The organism is Stieleria maiorica, from assembly GCF_008035925.1.
GTDB classification, from domain to species: Bacteria; Planctomycetota; Planctomycetia; order Pirellulales; family Pirellulaceae; genus Stieleria; species Stieleria maiorica.
In genome coordinates this window covers 3065217-3080771 of record NZ_CP036264.1, presented here as the reverse complement: position 1 = coordinate 3080771, position 15555 = coordinate 3065217, and the positions used below count along the sequence as shown (strand labels likewise).

At 57.1% G+C, this 15555-nt stretch carries 19 protein-coding genes and 1 tRNA gene; 14 read left to right on the top strand and 6 right to left on the bottom strand.

Going from position 1 to position 15555, the window contains the following annotated elements:
• Nucleotides 1-82: 82 nt before the first annotated feature.
• Nucleotides 83-1075, bottom strand: a complete 993-nt coding sequence (locus Mal15_RS10725) for a sialidase family protein (RefSeq protein ID WP_147867756.1) — start codon at nt 1073-1075, stop codon at nt 83-85.
• Nucleotides 1076-1516: 441 nt separating this feature from the next.
• Here Mal15_RS10725 and Mal15_RS10720 point away from each other — a divergent pair, with 441 nt between their 5' ends.
• The 5 genes from Mal15_RS10720 (at nt 1517) to Mal15_RS10700 (ending at nt 6619) form a co-directional block, all read left to right on the top strand.
• Nucleotides 1517-2095 carry a hypothetical protein gene (locus Mal15_RS10720; RefSeq protein ID WP_147867755.1) on the top strand — a complete coding sequence of 193 codons (579 nt, stop codon included), beginning with the start codon at nt 1517-1519 and terminating at the stop codon, nt 2093-2095.
• A 114-nt stretch (nt 2096-2209) separates the two neighbouring features.
• The gene (locus tag Mal15_RS10715) at nt 2210-3328 is read left to right on the top strand and encodes a cellulase family glycosylhydrolase (RefSeq protein WP_147867754.1); all 1119 of its coding nucleotides are present in this window, start codon (nt 2210-2212) and stop codon (nt 3326-3328) included.
• 252 nt (nt 3329-3580) lie between these two features.
• Nucleotides 3581-5428 carry an OPT family oligopeptide transporter gene (locus Mal15_RS10710; RefSeq protein ID WP_147867753.1) on the top strand — a complete coding sequence of 616 codons (1848 nt, stop codon included), beginning with the start codon at nt 3581-3583 and terminating at the stop codon, nt 5426-5428.
• 5 nt (nt 5429-5433) lie between these two features.
• Nucleotides 5434-5988 (top strand): hypothetical protein, encoded by a 555-nt coding sequence (locus Mal15_RS10705; protein ID WP_147867752.1) that lies wholly within the window; start codon nt 5434-5436, stop codon nt 5986-5988.
• Between the two features lie 91 nt (nt 5989-6079).
• Nucleotides 6080-6619 (top strand): Uma2 family endonuclease, encoded by a 540-nt coding sequence (locus tag Mal15_RS10700; RefSeq protein WP_147867751.1) that lies wholly within the window; start codon nt 6080-6082, stop codon nt 6617-6619.
• Nucleotides 6620-6725: 106 nt separating this feature from the next.
• Here the strand turns inward: Mal15_RS10700 and Mal15_RS10695 are convergent, their stop codons facing one another.
• From Mal15_RS10695 to Mal15_RS10675, 5 genes are all read right to left on the bottom strand, one after another.
• Complete coding sequence (locus tag Mal15_RS10695; protein ID WP_147867750.1) at nt 6726-7223, bottom strand: hypothetical protein; 498 nt, start codon at nt 7221-7223, stop codon at nt 6726-6728.
• Nucleotides 7183-7905: a hypothetical protein gene (locus Mal15_RS10690; RefSeq protein ID WP_147867749.1), complete on the bottom strand. Its 723-nt coding sequence runs from the start codon at nt 7903-7905 to the stop codon at nt 7183-7185. The genes Mal15_RS10695 and Mal15_RS10690 overlap by 41 nt, the downstream gene beginning before the upstream one ends.
• A 124-nt stretch (nt 7906-8029) precedes the next feature.
• Nucleotides 8030-8326, bottom strand: a complete 297-nt coding sequence (locus tag Mal15_RS10685) for a DUF6714 family protein (RefSeq protein ID WP_147867748.1) — start codon at nt 8324-8326, stop codon at nt 8030-8032.
• A gap of 106 nt (nt 8327-8432) precedes the next feature.
• A complete protein-coding gene (locus Mal15_RS10680; RefSeq protein WP_199773842.1) occupies nt 8433-9737 on the bottom strand; it encodes a right-handed parallel beta-helix repeat-containing protein in 1305 nt (434 codons plus the stop codon).
• A 125-nt stretch (nt 9738-9862) separates the two neighbouring features.
• Complete coding sequence (locus tag Mal15_RS10675) at nt 9863-10111, bottom strand: hypothetical protein (protein ID WP_147867747.1); 249 nt, start codon at nt 10109-10111, stop codon at nt 9863-9865.
• A gap of 449 nt (nt 10112-10560) precedes the next feature.
• Between Mal15_RS10675 and Mal15_RS10670 the strand changes: the two genes are divergently transcribed.
• From Mal15_RS10670 to Mal15_RS10630, 9 genes are all read left to right on the top strand, one after another.
• Entirely contained in the window at nt 10561-11553 is a 993-nt protein-coding gene (locus tag Mal15_RS10670) for a hypothetical protein (protein ID WP_147867746.1), read from the top strand.
• Nucleotides 11554-12025: 472 nt separating this feature from the next.
• Nucleotides 12026-12301, top strand: coding sequence for a hypothetical protein (locus Mal15_RS10665; RefSeq protein ID WP_167546725.1), 276 nt, complete (start codon nt 12026-12028; stop codon nt 12299-12301).
• Nucleotides 12302-12712: 411 nt separating this feature from the next.
• On the top strand, nt 12713-13054 hold the full coding sequence (locus Mal15_RS10660; protein ID WP_167546724.1) for a hypothetical protein: 342 nt from the start codon (nt 12713-12715) through the stop codon (nt 13052-13054).
• The gene (locus Mal15_RS10655) at nt 13051-13278 is read left to right on the top strand and encodes a hypothetical protein (RefSeq protein ID WP_147867743.1); all 228 of its coding nucleotides are present in this window, start codon (nt 13051-13053) and stop codon (nt 13276-13278) included. Before Mal15_RS10660 ends, Mal15_RS10655 begins: the two co-directional genes overlap by 4 nt.
• A 152-nt stretch (nt 13279-13430) precedes the next feature.
• Nucleotides 13431-13504 (top strand) — tRNA-OTHER (locus Mal15_RS10650).
• Between the two features lie 41 nt (nt 13505-13545).
• On the top strand, nt 13546-13749 hold the full coding sequence (gene csrA / locus Mal15_RS10645) for a carbon storage regulator CsrA (RefSeq protein WP_147867742.1): 204 nt from the start codon (nt 13546-13548) through the stop codon (nt 13747-13749).
• 68 nt (nt 13750-13817) lie between these two features.
• Nucleotides 13818-14027, top strand: a complete 210-nt coding sequence (locus tag Mal15_RS10640; RefSeq protein WP_147867741.1) for a hypothetical protein — start codon at nt 13818-13820, stop codon at nt 14025-14027.
• Between the two features lie 67 nt (nt 14028-14094).
• Nucleotides 14095-14433 (top strand): hypothetical protein, encoded by a 339-nt coding sequence (locus Mal15_RS10635; RefSeq protein WP_147867740.1) that lies wholly within the window; start codon nt 14095-14097, stop codon nt 14431-14433.
• The gene (locus Mal15_RS10630) at nt 14426-15544 is read left to right on the top strand and encodes a DUF2800 domain-containing protein (protein ID WP_147867739.1); all 1119 of its coding nucleotides are present in this window, start codon (nt 14426-14428) and stop codon (nt 15542-15544) included. The genes Mal15_RS10635 and Mal15_RS10630 overlap by 8 nt, the downstream gene beginning before the upstream one ends.
• Nucleotides 15545-15555 lie beyond the last annotated feature (11 nt).

Below are 15555 nucleotides of genomic sequence, written 5' to 3'. Positions count from 1 at the left end.
CGATGGGATCCACCTTCTGGCGAAGGTAGCTACGTTTAATCGACCATTCACCTCGTTCTGTGCGTAATGTGGAGCCGCCCGGCTATCGATCGAAACGCACCTTCGCCCGATAGATACTGGTCTTGCCTTCGTGTGACGAGTAGTAGCTGATCCATAGCATCTGGTCGTGCCAGACCAAGCCGGCATAGCTGGTGTCGCCGCCCGATGGCAGTTTCAGCGCTTCGGTGAGCGTTCCGTCTTCCGGATCGAGCCAGCACACCGAGGTTCGAACGGAGGAATCGTACAAACGGACGACCGCGACGAACCGTCCGTCGGGCAATTGGATCATGTCAGGCCCACCCAATCGCACGTTCAAGGGTTTCCAATCCCAATGCGTGTACGGCGGCCGGGACACGCCAAGGTTGCCCGCTTTGGGCTCGCCGTCGTGACGCAGCAAGCAGTACGCGGTGTCATCGGGAAGAAACACGACGGAGGTTTCGTTGGGATAGGTGCCCGGGACCTCGACGTCTTCGATCAAGGTTTCAAACTTCTTGCCGTCAGAACTTTTGAACAGCCGCAGCCCGCGATCGCCCTTTCCACAGCCGTAACCGAATCCGTAGGCCTCCCCTTTGTGCCAAGTGATGCGCCACAGCCAATTGTCCTGGTCGCCGACGGGCGTTGGGGCACTCCAGTTGACGCCGTCGTCGGAAAACCAGACCAGTGACTGATGATTTCGGCCTTGGGGAGTGTCAGCCGCACCGGCGCCGGCCAGCATCAACCGATCGTCGGGCGTGACAGTGATTTTGGCATCGCGCAGATCGTACTCGTCCGAAGTGACGAGCGCAGCCGATTCCCAATTCTCTCCATCGGCCGATGTCAGCACCCGCAGCGCCCCATCAGGCGACACGTGTTTCTGCCCTTCGCGAAAAACGCAGTACCATCGGTCACGGAAACGGACCAGATCGGTAAACGCGTTGTGCGGAGCCGCGTCCCAAATCCGCTGCACATCGACCAGCACCGGCTTGGGCAATTCATCCGCCGCCAGCAAGGCGACAGGCAAGAAGAACGAAAGAACAGCGAAGAAGCCACGATTCATGATGCGGATCCTGGGTGGGGGAAGGAGGGGGTGGGAGCGGAGCATTCTAACGCAATGGCAAAACGATGGGGGCAAAACGATTCAAAAGACATGCCAGCGGGAAGCGTAAGCGAGCGGCCGTTGAGTTTACCTACGGTAAGCAACAGGCAGAATGATTCGGGGCAGAATAATGTTTGAACCGAATGCTGACGCACCCGGCTAACCATTCACGCCACACTTCTTCTTCCTTTTTCAAGCCTCGACTCTCCCCCCATCGTCTTGCCCCCATCGTCTTGCCCCCATCATTCTGCCTCCCATCATTCTGCCTCCCATCATTCTGCCTCCCATCATTCTGCCTCCCATCGTCTTGCCCCCAATCCCCCTGTAACAGTGTCACCACGTTTTCGCTTGGACAAGGACAGACCGCCCCCTTTCCCAACCCCCGAACAACGAGCCGTGACCATGAAACCCGTTTTCTCATTGTCGATCGCATTCATCCTGGCCGTTCTCGGCACCATCGCCCACGCCGAAGCCCCGCGGAATGGTTCTCGCCAGCCGATCACGACCGTCAAACCCGATGTGATCGCCGCGAGCCCCACCATCTCGCGATCCGCGTTCCAAGACATGCTGTACGACTACGAAGTCTATTCCGCACCGGACGTCTCCGGGCAAACGGAGTTCGTGATCATCGGCCGCGACGCTGAAACCGGCAGCTGGGATTTCGTGCATCGATTCAAGTGGACCGGCAGCGTCGACCACGGTTCCTGGTCCGACAGGGGCGTTTGGAAATTCTCGTCGTGGTGGAGTGCCCGCAACGCCGCAGAAAACCAGGTCGATGACGGTAAAATCACCGACTATGAAATCATCGAACAACCCGTCCAGCCGCAATGGACCTACGAAACGACCTTGCCCACGCGGGCGCAAGCGGAAGACTATGCCGACGAAATCGAGTACTGGTCCAACGAATTCAATGTGCCCCACGTCACCAAGATCGTTCCGGTCTTGATGCTTTCCTACTCCACCGTGGGAACGCTAAAATAATTCTCTCACGTAGCTACCTTCGCCAGAAGGTGGATCCGCTGGATTTCCATCGCTCTGGCGCGCGTCGCGACGTCAAGGCGATCACGCAAAGCAACGCTTGGGGGAAGATCGGTCATGTCGCCATTATCGAAGACGCTTCCCCTGATCACGCTGTTGACGTGCCTGCTCGCGGCACCTGGTCCCGCGGCCGACTTGGAATGGGTCAAAATCTCCGCAGACGGCAAAGGATTCTCGCTCGCGGAATCCGGCAAGCCGTTCATCCCGTGGGGATTCAATTACGATCACGAAGGCGACGGCAAGCTGCTGGAAGACTACTGGGACGAGCAGTGGCCGACCGTCGAATCGGCCTTTGAAGAGATGAAGGAACTGGGGGCCAATTTCGTCCGAATCCATTTACAGTTCGGGCGGTTCATGGAAAGTCCGACCGATCCGCGGCAAGATTCGTTGGATCAATTGGCTCGATTGGTCAAGCTTGCCGAGCGGACGGGTCTCTACTTGGATCTCACCGGATTGGGCTGTTATCACAAGCAAGACGTCCCGCCGTGGTACGACGAGCTTAGCGAAGAAGACCGCTGGAGTGCGCAAGCCGTCTTTTGGGAAGCCGTTGCGAAGACCTGCGCCAATAGCCCCGCCATCTTCTGCTATGACCTGATGAACGAACCGGTCGTTCCCGGTGGAGACAAAAAGCGTGATGATTGGCTGGGTCCGGGGTTCGGCGACAAGCACTTCGTCCAGTTCATCGGGTTGGAGCGTCGCGGCCGCGACCGCAGTGACGTTGCTCGCGATTGGATTCGCAACCTGGTCCAAGCGATCCGCAAGCACGACCAGCGACACCTGATCACCGTCGGACTGGTGCCGTGGAGTCTGGATCGCCCCGGGATGACGTCTGGGTTTGTCCCTGAAAGAATCGCCGACGATCTGGACTTCATCGCCATGCACATCTATCCCGAGAAAGCCAAGGTGGACGAAGCGATCGAGACCGTGAAGGGGTTCGCGGCGGTCGGAAAACCGGTCGTCATCGAAGAGACCTTTGTGCTCAAGTGCGGCGCGGACGAGTTGGAAGAGTTCATCGACCGGTCACGGCCTTGGGCCAGCGGCTGGATCGGATTCTATTGGGGCAAGACGCCCGAAGAGATTCGTCCCGCGAAAACAATCCCCGAGGCAATGACGTTGAGCTGGCTGGAATTGTTTCAAAGGAAGACCGAACGGATTCTTCGAACCAGCGACGAATAGATCCCCACGGATCCCAGACCGCCTTCGGAGAGTCGCCTTGTTCTCCGAACTCGGCGGATCGCAAAGCGAAGCGTTGCCTGGCGCCGACCTCGGAGAGGGCGGCGACTGTCCTCCGCGATCGAAAACCAAACCGCGGTAGACTGCCAGTGGTGGCGTGTGCGCTCCGCGATGCCGCGTGACCAGCTTGCGATCCGCTAGTCAATGCAATAGGCTGGCGACACACGTTCATGACCCGAGGAGTTGTGCTGGCAGATGTCGGATTCTGATTCACCACAAAACGCCCAGGCGATTCCCAGCGCAGACGGCTCGATCCCTGTTCGCCATGGGCCGTACCCCGAGTTCACTTGGACCGCCGTGTTGGTCGGTTGGGTCATCGGCGCGTTGATCGCCGTCTCGATCGGCTACGCCGCGTTGATTCTCGGCTTTGCGATCGAAGGCTCCGAGCTGGCTGCCATCTTGGGCTGGGGCGTCTTGCGGGGCGTGATGCGGCGCACCAGCATCGTCGAAAACAACATCAACCAAACGATCGCGTCGGCGGTCAACGGTGCGTCCTCGGGTATCATGTTTTCTGTGCCCGCGCTGTTCATTCTCAGCCGCAGCGAAGGCTTCGAATCGGTGGCAAATTTCAACACGCCGCTGATGATCCTGGCCTGCATCACCGGATGCGTCTTGGGATTGGCCTTCGTGATTCCGCTGCGTAAACAGATGATCGATTTCGATCGCCTGGCCTATCCGGGCGGCATCGCCGTCGCCACGATCTTGAAATCGCCCGGCGCGGGGGTTCGCAAAGCCGTCTTGCTACTCGGCGGGGCGTTGATTTCGGGGATCGCCCACGTCTTGGTCTTGTCCTTGATGGGGGAAGACCACGACTGGCATGCGGGCAGCCAATTCGGATTGCCGGCGATGCTGAATCTCAGTCTGTACTTGTCCGTGATGACGATCGGCGTCGGATACCTGTCCGGGAAAGGCGGCTTTTGGTTCGGATGCGGCGGGTTCATTTGCTACTTCCTGCTGTCACCACTGTTGAGTCAGTTCGGTGGCGAAGGCGTCGCGGCGATGGTATCTTCGCCCAACGAGATGCGCGGCGTGCTTTACAAGCCACTCGGGATCGGCATGCTGGTCGGTGCAGCGGTCGGAGGCATCGTTGCCGCGTTTCCGCTGATCGCCAGTGCGTTCAAGTCGATGCACGCCGCGGGGCAGCAAAAGGACTCCGGGGTCAACGCCTACAATGACGAGATGCCGATCCGGTTTTTGTATGCCGCCATCGGGATCGGGCTGCTGGTGATGGTCATGATCGCGTTCAAGTCGGTGCCCGAGATGACGCTGGGCCGCGCCGTCACGATGGCCGTGTTGGGAACACTTTGGGTCTGGGTCGCCGGCGTCGTGGTCGCCGAATGCATCGGACGGACCAATTGGTCGCCGTTGTCAGGCATGACGTTGATCGCGGTGACCATCCTGATCTTGGTCGCCAAGGGAGGCCTTGATTCGGCCGCGACGATCACCAGTTCGATGGTCGTCGGTGCGGCCATTTGCCTGGCGATCTCCCAGGCCAGCGACATGATGTTGGACCTGAAAAGCGGCTACCTGGTCGGGGCGATTCCACGGCGTCAGCAATGGGCACAATTCATCGGTGCCTGGCTGGGTCCGGTGATCGTGATCTCGTTGATGTTCCTGCTGAACAACCAGTACCAAATCGGATCGGACAAGCTGCCCGCGCCCCAGGCCCAAGCGTTGGCTTCGGTGACAGAAGGGATCTTGAACGACAACGTCCCCGCATACCGCTACACCGCCGGCGCGGGACTGGGACTCTTGCTGGCGATGAGCGGTTTGGGAGGCATCGGCGTGTTGATCGCACTGGGATTCTACATGCCGTTTCAGATCGCCTTGACGTACACCATCGGCAACGTGCTGCGAATCGTCTCCGACAAATCACTCGGCACCAAATTCGGCCACGAGGTCGGGATCCCGATCGCGGCGGGGCTGATCGTCGGTGAAGCTTTGGTGGGAGTCGGCAACGCGCTCTACCAAGTCTTTTTCGCAGCCCCCGAAACCGCGGAAACAGCGATGCTCGGTTGCCAACAACTTTCCAGGTGGATGTGATTGCGATGCGTGCACTCGGACAAATACTGATGTGGTTGGGCTTTCTGGCTGGCTCGTTCGCTTCGGTGTCACAGCTGGAAGTCCAGGACGATAAATGGTCGACGGTCCCGTGGCTGTGGTACGCGGTGTCGCTGGCGGTCGGGATTGTTGGGATCGTCCTGCTGCGGCGTGCCAAACACGATGACCACCGCGATGAAGACAAGACCGAGGCGGAATACTCGGTCATCACCAGCAGCCTGGCCGAGCTGTCGACCGCCGTGGAAACGCTCTGTCAGCACTCCCGGTGTCCCCCTGCCGACGCCTTAAAATTCATCGACGACCGCTGCGCCGAACCACTTTCCGATTTCGCCGATTCGCGTCAAGCTCTCGTCAAGCGATTCGGAATGGCCGTCTATGCCGACGTGATGACCGAGTTCGCGTCAGCCGAACGCTACGTCAACCGCAGCTGGTCAGCCGCAGCCGATGGTTACATGGACGAAGTGGACGCCAGCATCCGCCGTGCCCAACAACACCTCGCCAACGCCAGGAACCTGATCGCGGCGGCAGAGCAAGCCGTCTGAGACGCGATTCGGTGAAAAGGTGACTGCGGCGACTGGTCTGCTACAATCCGGTAGCAGATCGAATCCGATTCCCCGCTATCGATAATTCTCGATGTCAACCGCTCGCCGCTACCTACCGCACTACACGGTCGCGGACTACCAGAACTGGGAAGGAGATTGGGAACTGTGGCAGGGGATCGCGGTTTCAATGACGCCTAGTCCGTTTGGTGCTCATCAACGAATCGCACGCAACCTCGTCGTCGACCTTGATGTCAAGATCCGGGAAGCAGGTTGCCAAGCAAACGTGCTGTTCGAGATCGATTGGATCGTTTCTCGCGACACGGTGGTTCGCCCCGATGTGATCGTGGTTTGTGGCGACACGCCAGAGAAACACGTCGAGACCCCGCCTGGTCTGGTTGCTGAGATTCAGTCTGCGGCGACTGCCGTGCGGGACCGGGAAGCGAAACGGGACCTGTACAAAGAACAGGGCGTGGGGATCTACCTGCTGGTCGATCCAGAGCAAGAAACGTTCGAGGTCTATCGCCGATCCGAAACGCAGGACTGGGTCCACGAATCCATCGCCGGCTCGATCGAATTCTCGATCTGTGGCGACTGTCGCCTTCAACTTTCAAAGGATTCCCTGTTTCGTTGAAGCGGTTTGCGCACTGACAGGATTCCAAGGTTCACATCAACCCGCAGTCGCCGGAAACGCTCTGGTTCGTGTTGTGCGGCAAAGCTCGAAAAAGGGACGGGGGTACTTAACGACTTGCTGGCCCTCGAACCAGCGGAAACAACCCGATTGCCCCACCAATCGTCAATGAGATCGTCAGGTACGTCAAATCCGATCGGTCCGATGAATCGCTCGCGTTCGTCCACGACAAAAAAATGATCAGCCCGCACAGACAGACAGACCAAGCAACGGTAGCAATCCTGGTCGATTGCGAGTACGGGCGTCTCGCCAACATGATAGCGGCGGCGCCGAACATAAGATGAACAATACCTACCACCAAGACGTGGAAACCGACGAAAGCACCAGCAAGAAACACCATTGATCCGAAAACAAGGCCATAGCCTCCGGCCAGATATAGCAATGGCTTCGCGGGATTCCTGCTCGAAAAACGGGGCGTTTCGATCGCACCATCGTTCGGAGGAGAATAGGGATTCACGATTTGTCTCGCATAACGACCGACGTTGCCGGAGACGGCGGGATGTCTTTCATTTCCAAACGCCCCGTGCCGCCCTTCGGTGGACATCATGGTTAGTTGGCAGTTTCGCGGCGGGTTCAAGCAGAGCTTTGGAGGTATCCCCTGAATCGATTCCAGCTGCGGCATCCGGTTCGAGATCTGAGTGCGACAGTACTTCTCGCGCTGACCAGGCAAAGCTAAGCAAAAACGTTGCAGCGCTTACCGCGATTGCGATCCACGATAGCCAAACATCGTGTGATTGCATGGACCACGCCAAGCGGTAGTTGTGCTGCCCGAGTGCATACGCCAGTGGAGGAAGAGCCACGAGAATCGCGGCACTGATACAGTTGCCAATGACGATCCAGCGGAAGTTGATTGACACGCCAGTCGCCCAACGCAAGTAGTAAAGTTCAACAAAACAAGAAATGGAAAACGCGACAAGGCACCAGATCGGTCCGATCGTGTAGAGCGCTGGGTAGCCGACGGGGATCAAGGCAAGCCCAACGATCGTAGTCAGGAAGTTTGCTTGTAGTGATGCCGCGAGGGGACGCCTGCGGACACCACCTCGACGGAAAAACGGTTCCTCGACAAACCCCGCCAATAGGCTCGAGGGAAAGGCATAGACGATCGTGATTGAGATGACGCCGGGCCAGAAGTACACAAATGGCGAAATGACATCGGCATGTGCAACTTGCGGTATTGTTAGAGTTGCGACAAGCGTGCAGACGCCGGTGAGCCAAGGTCGTCGGATCATGCGATGCAATCGGCCCCTACCGGATAACGAATTGCGATCTATCCGCGCACGCGGAGCAGCGGGGATCGATCTTGCGTCAGAAGTTGGTCGGCCTTCGTGTGCGATGACCGATCGCAGGACTGGATTAGAACGGATCCTTGCCAACAGTGCCAGTTTCCCGGTCCCAGGTGAACTCAAGTTGCGTACCGGCAGGCCAGTCCGATTCAGCGTCAAGTAATGTCACAGCCCAAAATCGCGGAAACAGATCATCACGTGGGACTCGTCGCCAGTCATGACGTTCCGCTGACGACGACAGTCGATCTTCGTCCGGGTTTCCGTAATCATCCATCGACTGTGCGGCATAGATGTCGCGTCCAGCACCAAGTGAAACACCCGCGAAGCATGACTCGATATAGTTTTCTAACCACTGCTCTTGTGTCATTGTCCAAGGACCAATTGATTGACTCTTGGCAGTCCCACCGAGTTAAAAAACTTAAAGTCCTATTTGTTTGCCCCAATCATTTTTTGACCAGCTGATTTTTTGACCCTCAGTCGGTGACGCTACGGGGTCGCGAACGATGGTAACCTTTCTCGGAAAACGCTTGGCTGTCCAAGGATTCCCCCAGGCCATCCCATTCGGGACTCGGTTGCACATAATCCGGCGATTGGCCGGCTGCGTCGTCAACGACCACGGTCTCATTGGTGACGACTTTACCGCGCGCCGTCTTGCGGTGGACCGCCGGGCAGGAAGAGACCAGGCAATCGTTGAGAGTCACGGGTTCTCTCGCCTTATCGTCCGTCTGCACGGCAGCTTTTCTCAGCTCATGAAACGTCGACCGCTGGACCGTGATCGGACCTCCGTTGCACCAAAGTCCGCAGGACGCCCAGCCAGAAAAGCAGTTTTCCAGCGTGGCGGTCTTCCAGATCCGAATGTTTCGCGAGTTGCCAAGGGCCACGCAATCGATCAGTTCGACGTCTGCCACTTTCAAGTCGTACCCGCCATCCTGGTTGCGAATGGCCCGACAACGGACGAAACGCACGTCCGACGTATTCCCCTCGACCACAAATCCATCGCCGTTTTTGTAGCTCGCCTTCTGAAGCGGCATCCTGTTGTTGCGCGCGAGGCAGTCTTCAAACACAAACCCCGAGTTGGGAGTGCCACCGTTGTTGACCAGAAAGCCGAATGGAAACAGCTCCGTCTTCGTCTCCCACTCGGTGTCCCCCTCGGAGCAGTCGGCGGTGCATTGCCGCACCGTCACACGATTACATCCCTGCTCAAAGCGAAAGGCGTGCTTGGTGTACCTGCGCAGATCACAGCCTTCCAGCACCAGATCGTCGCAATCGGACAGGTAGAACCCGTGCCGAAATCTTTTCATGTCGACGTCGTTGAAGACCAATTGCGGACAATTCGATCCACCCTTTCCCATCGGCACGAGAACACCGATTTCGTAATCCTCGATCCGCAATCCCTCCAAGATCACGTGTCCCGTTCCGGGTTCGATGCGCACCAAGGTCGCTCCCTTGTCCGGATATTTCTCCGACCATGTTGAAACGAAGACCGGCAGTCCGTCGCCGCGATCCACCCCCGAGATCGTCTTGGGAAATCCCTCCACTCCCCCTTGGAAAATCGACAACCGAACGTCGACGAAGCGGCCTCCACCGATCAGCAACCGATCACCGGGCTGCATCGTCTCATTCACGACGTCGGAGAGGGACTGCTGGCCGAATGAATGCTCCCAACTTGTACCGTCTTTGCGTCCGCCACCTTGCGGAGTGAGATAGAAATCTGCGGCATTGGCAAGACACGGCAGGCTGATGAGTGCGATCAGAATCCAGATCGTTCGCACAATCATTTTACTCTCCATTGTTGACCGACACGCCATAGCCGAACGGCAAGGTTCACTTCGCACGCGGGCCTCGACGACGTGGGAGGCATCAGGTTCGGTGAGTTCGTTCGCTGGTATCGCGCTGGTAAGGTTCAACTGATTGATACGGCGATCGCGCCGACGGCAATCCGAGCGATGAAACCACCGAGTATCAACATGAACGGGATCTTCAGTTCTTGATAATTGAGCAATCCATACACAAGGCACAACGGTGAGATGATCAAGCAACCGATTCCCCAAAGCGGCTCGCCCTCGCCAAACGCCATGACGACAATCCAAAGCCATCCAATGATGCTAATTCCTATTGCAGCGATTGCGATCAGACCGAGCAGTAATTCCATCAGTATCTTCCTGGGTGTTGAATTTCGCTTGTGTGTCAAAGCCAATACAGATTCGCCGGTGGACGAGATTGAGTTTTCGATGGACACCGACGCCGTGCCAGCGTGTGCGGGCGGATGCTCGCGCGTCCGGCTACGACGACCGATTGAGCCATCGATGGCGGTGGCCAATGTAATCGAACTCGACGGGCAGGGGGGCTCGGCCCCTGAACTCTGCGGTCGGAGTTTAGCTGCACTTTGGACGCACCACTCACAAGAGTGAGGTCAGGCGATGGACCAGGATGTGCACAGTGGTGAGGAGATAGGTCCACGAATCACTCGAATGACACGAATCGTTTCCCACGGCCGATGGGGTTCTGATATCGTAGTGGACTCCTCTTAGAAGTTGCTGAGGCTTTCTTTCGAAAGGGTGGAGTATGAGCCGACTGTTGATTGCAATGATTTTGCTTTTCGTGTCAACGCCTGTCCGTGGTGACGGCGGCGTCGAAGCATACGTGGCGGAGACGCTGAAAAAATACCAATCCGCCCACGAAGACCTGGTGCGCAACGGCTATGCCTGCATGGCGACGGGCTTGCTATCCCAGCCACCTCACAACGGCGACGATGGTCGCATCATTCCTTCGCTTCAATTGACCTGTGAGCGTGCTGACTTCACGACGTACGTTTCCTCCAATAAGACGACCGCAACATTTCAATCCGTCGGCGGCCAGGCTCCGTTTACACGGCCCCATACGCGGTGGGCCTGGGAGACGTTCAATGGCAAACGGGTGAAAGTCAAGCCAAGTCCGCAGGGGCCGGCAACGGAAATGCCACGGACACGGTATACCAAACGAAACAATCCATTTCCGTCCCTGGTCATCAAACATGATCCATTCGTCGATTGGCTCTGGCCTTCCGCGATGAACTTCACGTTCTTGCCAAGGAAGACGATTTCACAGTTGCGAAGTGAACTTCAATTTGTCTCCGCACGAGAACTTGGATCGGGACAAACCGAAGCGGTCCTACGGACGCAGCAGAAACAAACGATCCACCAGTTCAAGATCGTCTTCAGCAAGGCGCACAACGATATGCCGATCGATGTGCAGATCACCGTCCCGGAAAGCAATCTTCCGCTGGCATCAGAGATCTTGGTCCGCGGTCGTTACGAATGGAAGCTCCAGAAAGGACTTTGGTTGCCACGGCGAATCGAGTTTGCCTACACATCATTTGCCGGACGGGAAGTCGTTTTCCACGAGGGCGACTATTATTTAGCATGGAAGCTTGGCAAGGAGATCCCCAAACATTGCTTCGATTTTGACGCGCCCGACCCGATCGAGCCTTTGGCAACATTGTTCCAATTGAATTACCAAGACTATTCCGGAAAAAGGGTCCGCGAGACGGTCGAGAGCGAATGGGAGTTGCCAAGCGAGTTGCAAGCTTTCGCGGAACCGACGCAACAAGAATAATCCCCATCATCCAGGTCATGGGCGCTGCGATGGATGGTCGACTCACCGCAGCCATCGGACGACGAAACACGAGTGGCATCAGCCGAATCGCGCCAGCGCTCGGGCACCAGCGACTATGGGGCCCCAGCGCCGATCGAAGCCCGTAGGCTGGCGTCAAACGGCTGATCCCCAATAACACGGGGATTTTTGACGATAATGGGCGTTGAGGGACTCGAATGCTATCGAGAAACACCGTCTTTTCCCGCACGAACTGACGCGGAAATCGGCTTAGGTGCGCTTCAGGTGCGCCTGGTCATTTTGCGACCTCAGCGCCCAAATTCTGGGCGCTCGCGTCCACGGGGTTTTCGGCTTCTATCGTTCTGGCCGTGCGGTTGATGCTTCCAACAAACCAAACCAGCCCGTCGCAGGGCCTTATCGACATCGACCGCACATCGATGGCAATCCTGCGGCGGGCTTTTTCTTTCAACAAAACATGAGTGCAAGTATGACCACCTTCTTCACCGCCATGCTCTGGGGCGCTGGCGTCTCCACGGGGATGACGCTCGGCGTCGTCGGCTGGTTTGTCACCATCGAGCTGTGCAAGTGGCTCCGCGGCGACACGAAAGCCAAGCGTCAAACTGACGATCACAACGAGCGAGCGTTGGCCGAATTGAAACGGCGAAACGAGATCGGCGAGGCGCAATTGGAGTGCATGGAATCGATCGCGGATCACGTGGACGCGTACACCCGCATTAAGGCGGGAGGGTGATGCGGTGAGCAAACGACGCACATGCAATTGGTGTGGCAGGGGGCCGGTTCAATGCTTGGAACACGGCTGCATCGGCCCTCACGTCAAGGCTGATCTGGTCCGCTACATCGAAGCCAATGGTCAACGATGGCGATCAAAGCTGCGGGATGAATGGACACGAGGAGCTGACACGCTCCGCCAGATCCGCAACTCGGTTGGCCCAAGCCGCCTTGCCAATGTTCGCCCAAACACGCGATCGGAAGAAGCCAAGGATCTGGTCGAGCGGTACCGGTAATGCGTCCAGGATCAGCGGAACGAATTGAACACTACCGCAAGCTGGCCGATCAGGGCGAGCCGCTTTTTGCACCCTACGACGAAAACCCTATTCCCATGTTGCCCGGCGAGGACAACGCACTGCGGAGAATCCAAACGATGGAAGCATCAAACCTTGACCGTGCTATCGATGTGCTGACCGATCCCGACTCGATGAAGCGGATCGATGAGCAAATCGAACAGCTGGAAGCAAAGTCGGCCAAGCTCAAGAAACTACGGAAAGTGTTGGGCGGTGGCGGGTCGGCGAAGGTCAACTTCAAGATCGATGAAGCGATCGAAAAGAGAGTCGTCGCTTACATCAAGCGAAATGGCCCAAGCTTGCCGGGTGAGATCGCCAAGTACATCAAGCAGGCACCGATCAACATCGGCCGGCTGGTGTCTGCCAGTGAACTGCTGGCCAAGCAAGGGCAAAACGTTGTGTTGGTGGAGTCTGACCAGTGACCCTCACCGCATTCCTGACCCTGTCAACCATTTGTGTTGCAGTGATGGTTGCCATCCTCGTCTCGTTCGCGGTGGTGAGCGTCTGCAGCGAGATCCCTCGAAGTACGGAACAACGACTGATGATCACTTTTGTAGCTGGGTTTGTCGGAGCGACATTGCTCTGGGGAATCGTGTTTTTCGCTTGGGCACGCGACGTATTCAAAGACCTTTGGAAGCACAGCTAAATCACCCGCGTCGATCACGACGATCGGCGGCAATGAGTGCATAGGAGCGAGACGGAGCAAGCTGCTCAGGGATGAGCGTTTTTCGATCGTTGGTAGCGATCGACGCCGGTGACCGTGACGGGCTCATAACCCAACCCACGGCGCCGGCACTCGGACGGGTAGCTCAATGGTAGAGCACTGCTTTTCACCTTGGCAGGTCATGTCGGTTCAATTCCGGCCCCGTTCGCTGGTTTTCAATTTCACGCCAAGGAACAAAGGAGTTCGGCAATGTTGGTTTTGAGCAGACACAAGGACGAAACGATCCGAATTGGTGACGACGTCGCGATCACGATCGTTGACATTCGCGGTGACAAGGTGCGACTCGGGATCGAGGCTCCGCAATGCATCCCAGTCCATCGACAGGAAGTCTACGACGCGATCCAACGTGATCGCGACCGTGGTAAAGGCAACAACGGACCCACCGCAAAGTAGCGGTGGCACACCAGCGCCGCGGCGGTTTAAGAAGGCCGTCGCGGCGTGTTTTTCCAGCGGGTGAAACTATGAATCGCATCAAGAACATCAATCAGTACATCGCCAGGGCGGGCCATTTACGCGACCAGCTGGGCGAGCTAGCCAAGGATTTCGCGAGGCTGCACAACGAACCGTTGGGTAGTGATGAGGCGGATGAGCTGATGCACGTGATCCTTGACGGCGAGGACTATCAAACGGCGATGGAACGCGTCATTGAAATGAAGAAACACCGGTCATAGTGACCGCACGCTGCGGGTGGCGTTCATCCGCGCAGCCGCTACACCCGGCCTTTAACGGAGAGTCAGAATGCAAATCGTATTAACCTCATCAGAAATCGCGGAAGCCCCAGGCCCAGTGCGCAAATGGATCGCGGACAAGATCGGCCTACCCGCTTTGGGAACGGAACCAAAAACCACCCCGAAAGCGAACGGCAAACGCAAGCGCGAAGAACCAGCTGATCCGGAGCCGGAGGAAATCAACCCTCCAACAATGGATGAATTGCTGGAAGCTGCGTCTTCATTACTTGAGCAAAAGGGGACGCCAACACTCAAGAAGGTGCTGGCAAAAGTCGGTATTGAACGGGTCAAGGAATGCCCCGAGGACAAGTACGCGGAGCTGTTAGCGGAGATCGCAGTCTATGCCTGAGATACACAGCAAATTTTCCGCGTCAGGAACGGACCGATGGCTAGCTTGTCCAGCGAGTGTGGAAGAGCCATCGGTGGAATCGAAATCAAGCGAGTATGCCGCAGAAGGGACTGTCGCGCATGCCTTGGCCGAACACTGTTGGATGCTGGGAGTACCACCAAGTGAATTCATCGGCCAGCCTCGCTCCTGTGATGGCTACACCATCACCATTGATACCGAGATGGCCGAGGCGGTGCAGATCTATCTGGACGTGCTAGAGGACGCCACCGAAAGTGCGACAGGTGTGGTGGAGACTCGGATCGAGCATTCGAAGCTAGCAGGCTTTGGGGGAACGCTTGACTTTGGGGTCCCTGCGCAACAACACATCATCGACTTCAAATATGGGGCAGGCGTTACGGTCGAAGCAGAGGGCAACGCACAGCTCTCATCCTATGCGTTGCTGTTCTGCGATTACTTCCAAAACGGCCGCATCTTGGATACTGAGATCACGATCGTTCAACCGCGAACAAATCACCCAGATGGTCCAATCCGTTCGTGGAAAGCCGATCGGGAGTACTTGGCCGATTTTTACGAACGGGTTTCCAAGGTCATTAACGGCGTTCGCGCAGAGGAACTACACGCCGGGGATCACTGCCGATGGTGCCCTCGCGCCGTCAACTGCCCCGAACTCTCCGAACTGACATTACGCATGGCCAAATCTGATTTCGATGCAGATCAGATGACACCTGATAAAGCGGCGGAAGTATTGGCCATGCGTAAAGCGGTCAAGACGTACATCGAAGGGGTAGAGGCATGGGTTAAGGGTCGCCTGGAACTCGGCGATTCAATCCCCGGCTACAAGCTCGTCGACACGTACCACAACCGCAAATACGCGATCGACGAAAACGAGATCGTCCGACGCTGCCGGAACAAGAAGTTCGGCAAGAAACAAATCTACGAAACCCGCCTGATGAGCCCCGCACAACTCGAAAAAGTTGTCGGTAAAGAACTCGTCACTGGCATGGTTGAACGTCCTCACAAGGGAACCACGGTGGTTCCTGAGTCCGATCGTCGCAAAGCGGTGGAACGCAAACCGGCATCGGAAGAGTTTGAAAGCTGCGAGTCCGAGTGAATATTGGAGTA

Excerpts from the sequence above, each read along its gene's own strand:
- Mal15_RS10725 (WP_147867756.1), bottom strand. The coding sequence starts at position 1,075 with ATGAATCGTGGCTTCTTCGCTGTTCTTTCGTTCTTCTTGCCTGTCGCC.
- Mal15_RS10720 (WP_147867755.1), top strand. The coding sequence starts at position 1,517 with ATGAAACCCGTTTTCTCATTGTCGATCGCATTCATCCTGGCCGTTCTC.
- Mal15_RS10715 (WP_147867754.1), top strand. The coding sequence starts at position 2,210 with ATGTCGCCATTATCGAAGACGCTTCCCCTGATCACGCTGTTGACGTGC.
- Mal15_RS10710 (WP_147867753.1), top strand. The coding sequence starts at position 3,581 with ATGTCGGATTCTGATTCACCACAAAACGCCCAGGCGATTCCCAGCGCA.
- Mal15_RS10705 (WP_147867752.1), top strand. The coding sequence starts at position 5,434 with ATGCGTGCACTCGGACAAATACTGATGTGGTTGGGCTTTCTGGCTGGC.
- Mal15_RS10700 (WP_147867751.1), top strand. The coding sequence starts at position 6,080 with ATGTCAACCGCTCGCCGCTACCTACCGCACTACACGGTCGCGGACTAC.
- Mal15_RS10695 (WP_147867750.1), bottom strand. The coding sequence starts at position 7,223 with ATGATGTCCACCGAAGGGCGGCACGGGGCGTTTGGAAATGAAAGACAT.
- Mal15_RS10690 (WP_147867749.1), bottom strand. The coding sequence starts at position 7,905 with ATGATCCGACGACCTTGGCTCACCGGCGTCTGCACGCTTGTCGCAACT.
- Mal15_RS10685 (WP_147867748.1), bottom strand. The coding sequence starts at position 8,326 with ATGACACAAGAGCAGTGGTTAGAAAACTATATCGAGTCATGCTTCGCG.
- Mal15_RS10680 (WP_199773842.1), bottom strand. The coding sequence starts at position 9,737 with ATGATTGTGCGAACGATCTGGATTCTGATCGCACTCATCAGCCTGCCG.
- Mal15_RS10675 (WP_147867747.1), bottom strand. The coding sequence starts at position 10,111 with ATGGAATTACTGCTCGGTCTGATCGCAATCGCTGCAATAGGAATTAGC.
- Mal15_RS10665 (WP_167546725.1), top strand. The coding sequence starts at position 12,026 with ATGAGTGCAAGTATGACCACCTTCTTCACCGCCATGCTCTGGGGCGCT.
- Mal15_RS10660 (WP_167546724.1), top strand. The coding sequence starts at position 12,713 with ATGGAAGCATCAAACCTTGACCGTGCTATCGATGTGCTGACCGATCCC.
- csrA (WP_147867742.1), top strand. The coding sequence starts at position 13,546 with ATGTTGGTTTTGAGCAGACACAAGGACGAAACGATCCGAATTGGTGAC.
- Mal15_RS10640 (WP_147867741.1), top strand. The coding sequence starts at position 13,818 with ATGAATCGCATCAAGAACATCAATCAGTACATCGCCAGGGCGGGCCAT.
- Mal15_RS10635 (WP_147867740.1), top strand. The coding sequence starts at position 14,095 with ATGCAAATCGTATTAACCTCATCAGAAATCGCGGAAGCCCCAGGCCCA.
- Mal15_RS10630 (WP_147867739.1), top strand. The coding sequence starts at position 14,426 with ATGCCTGAGATACACAGCAAATTTTCCGCGTCAGGAACGGACCGATGG.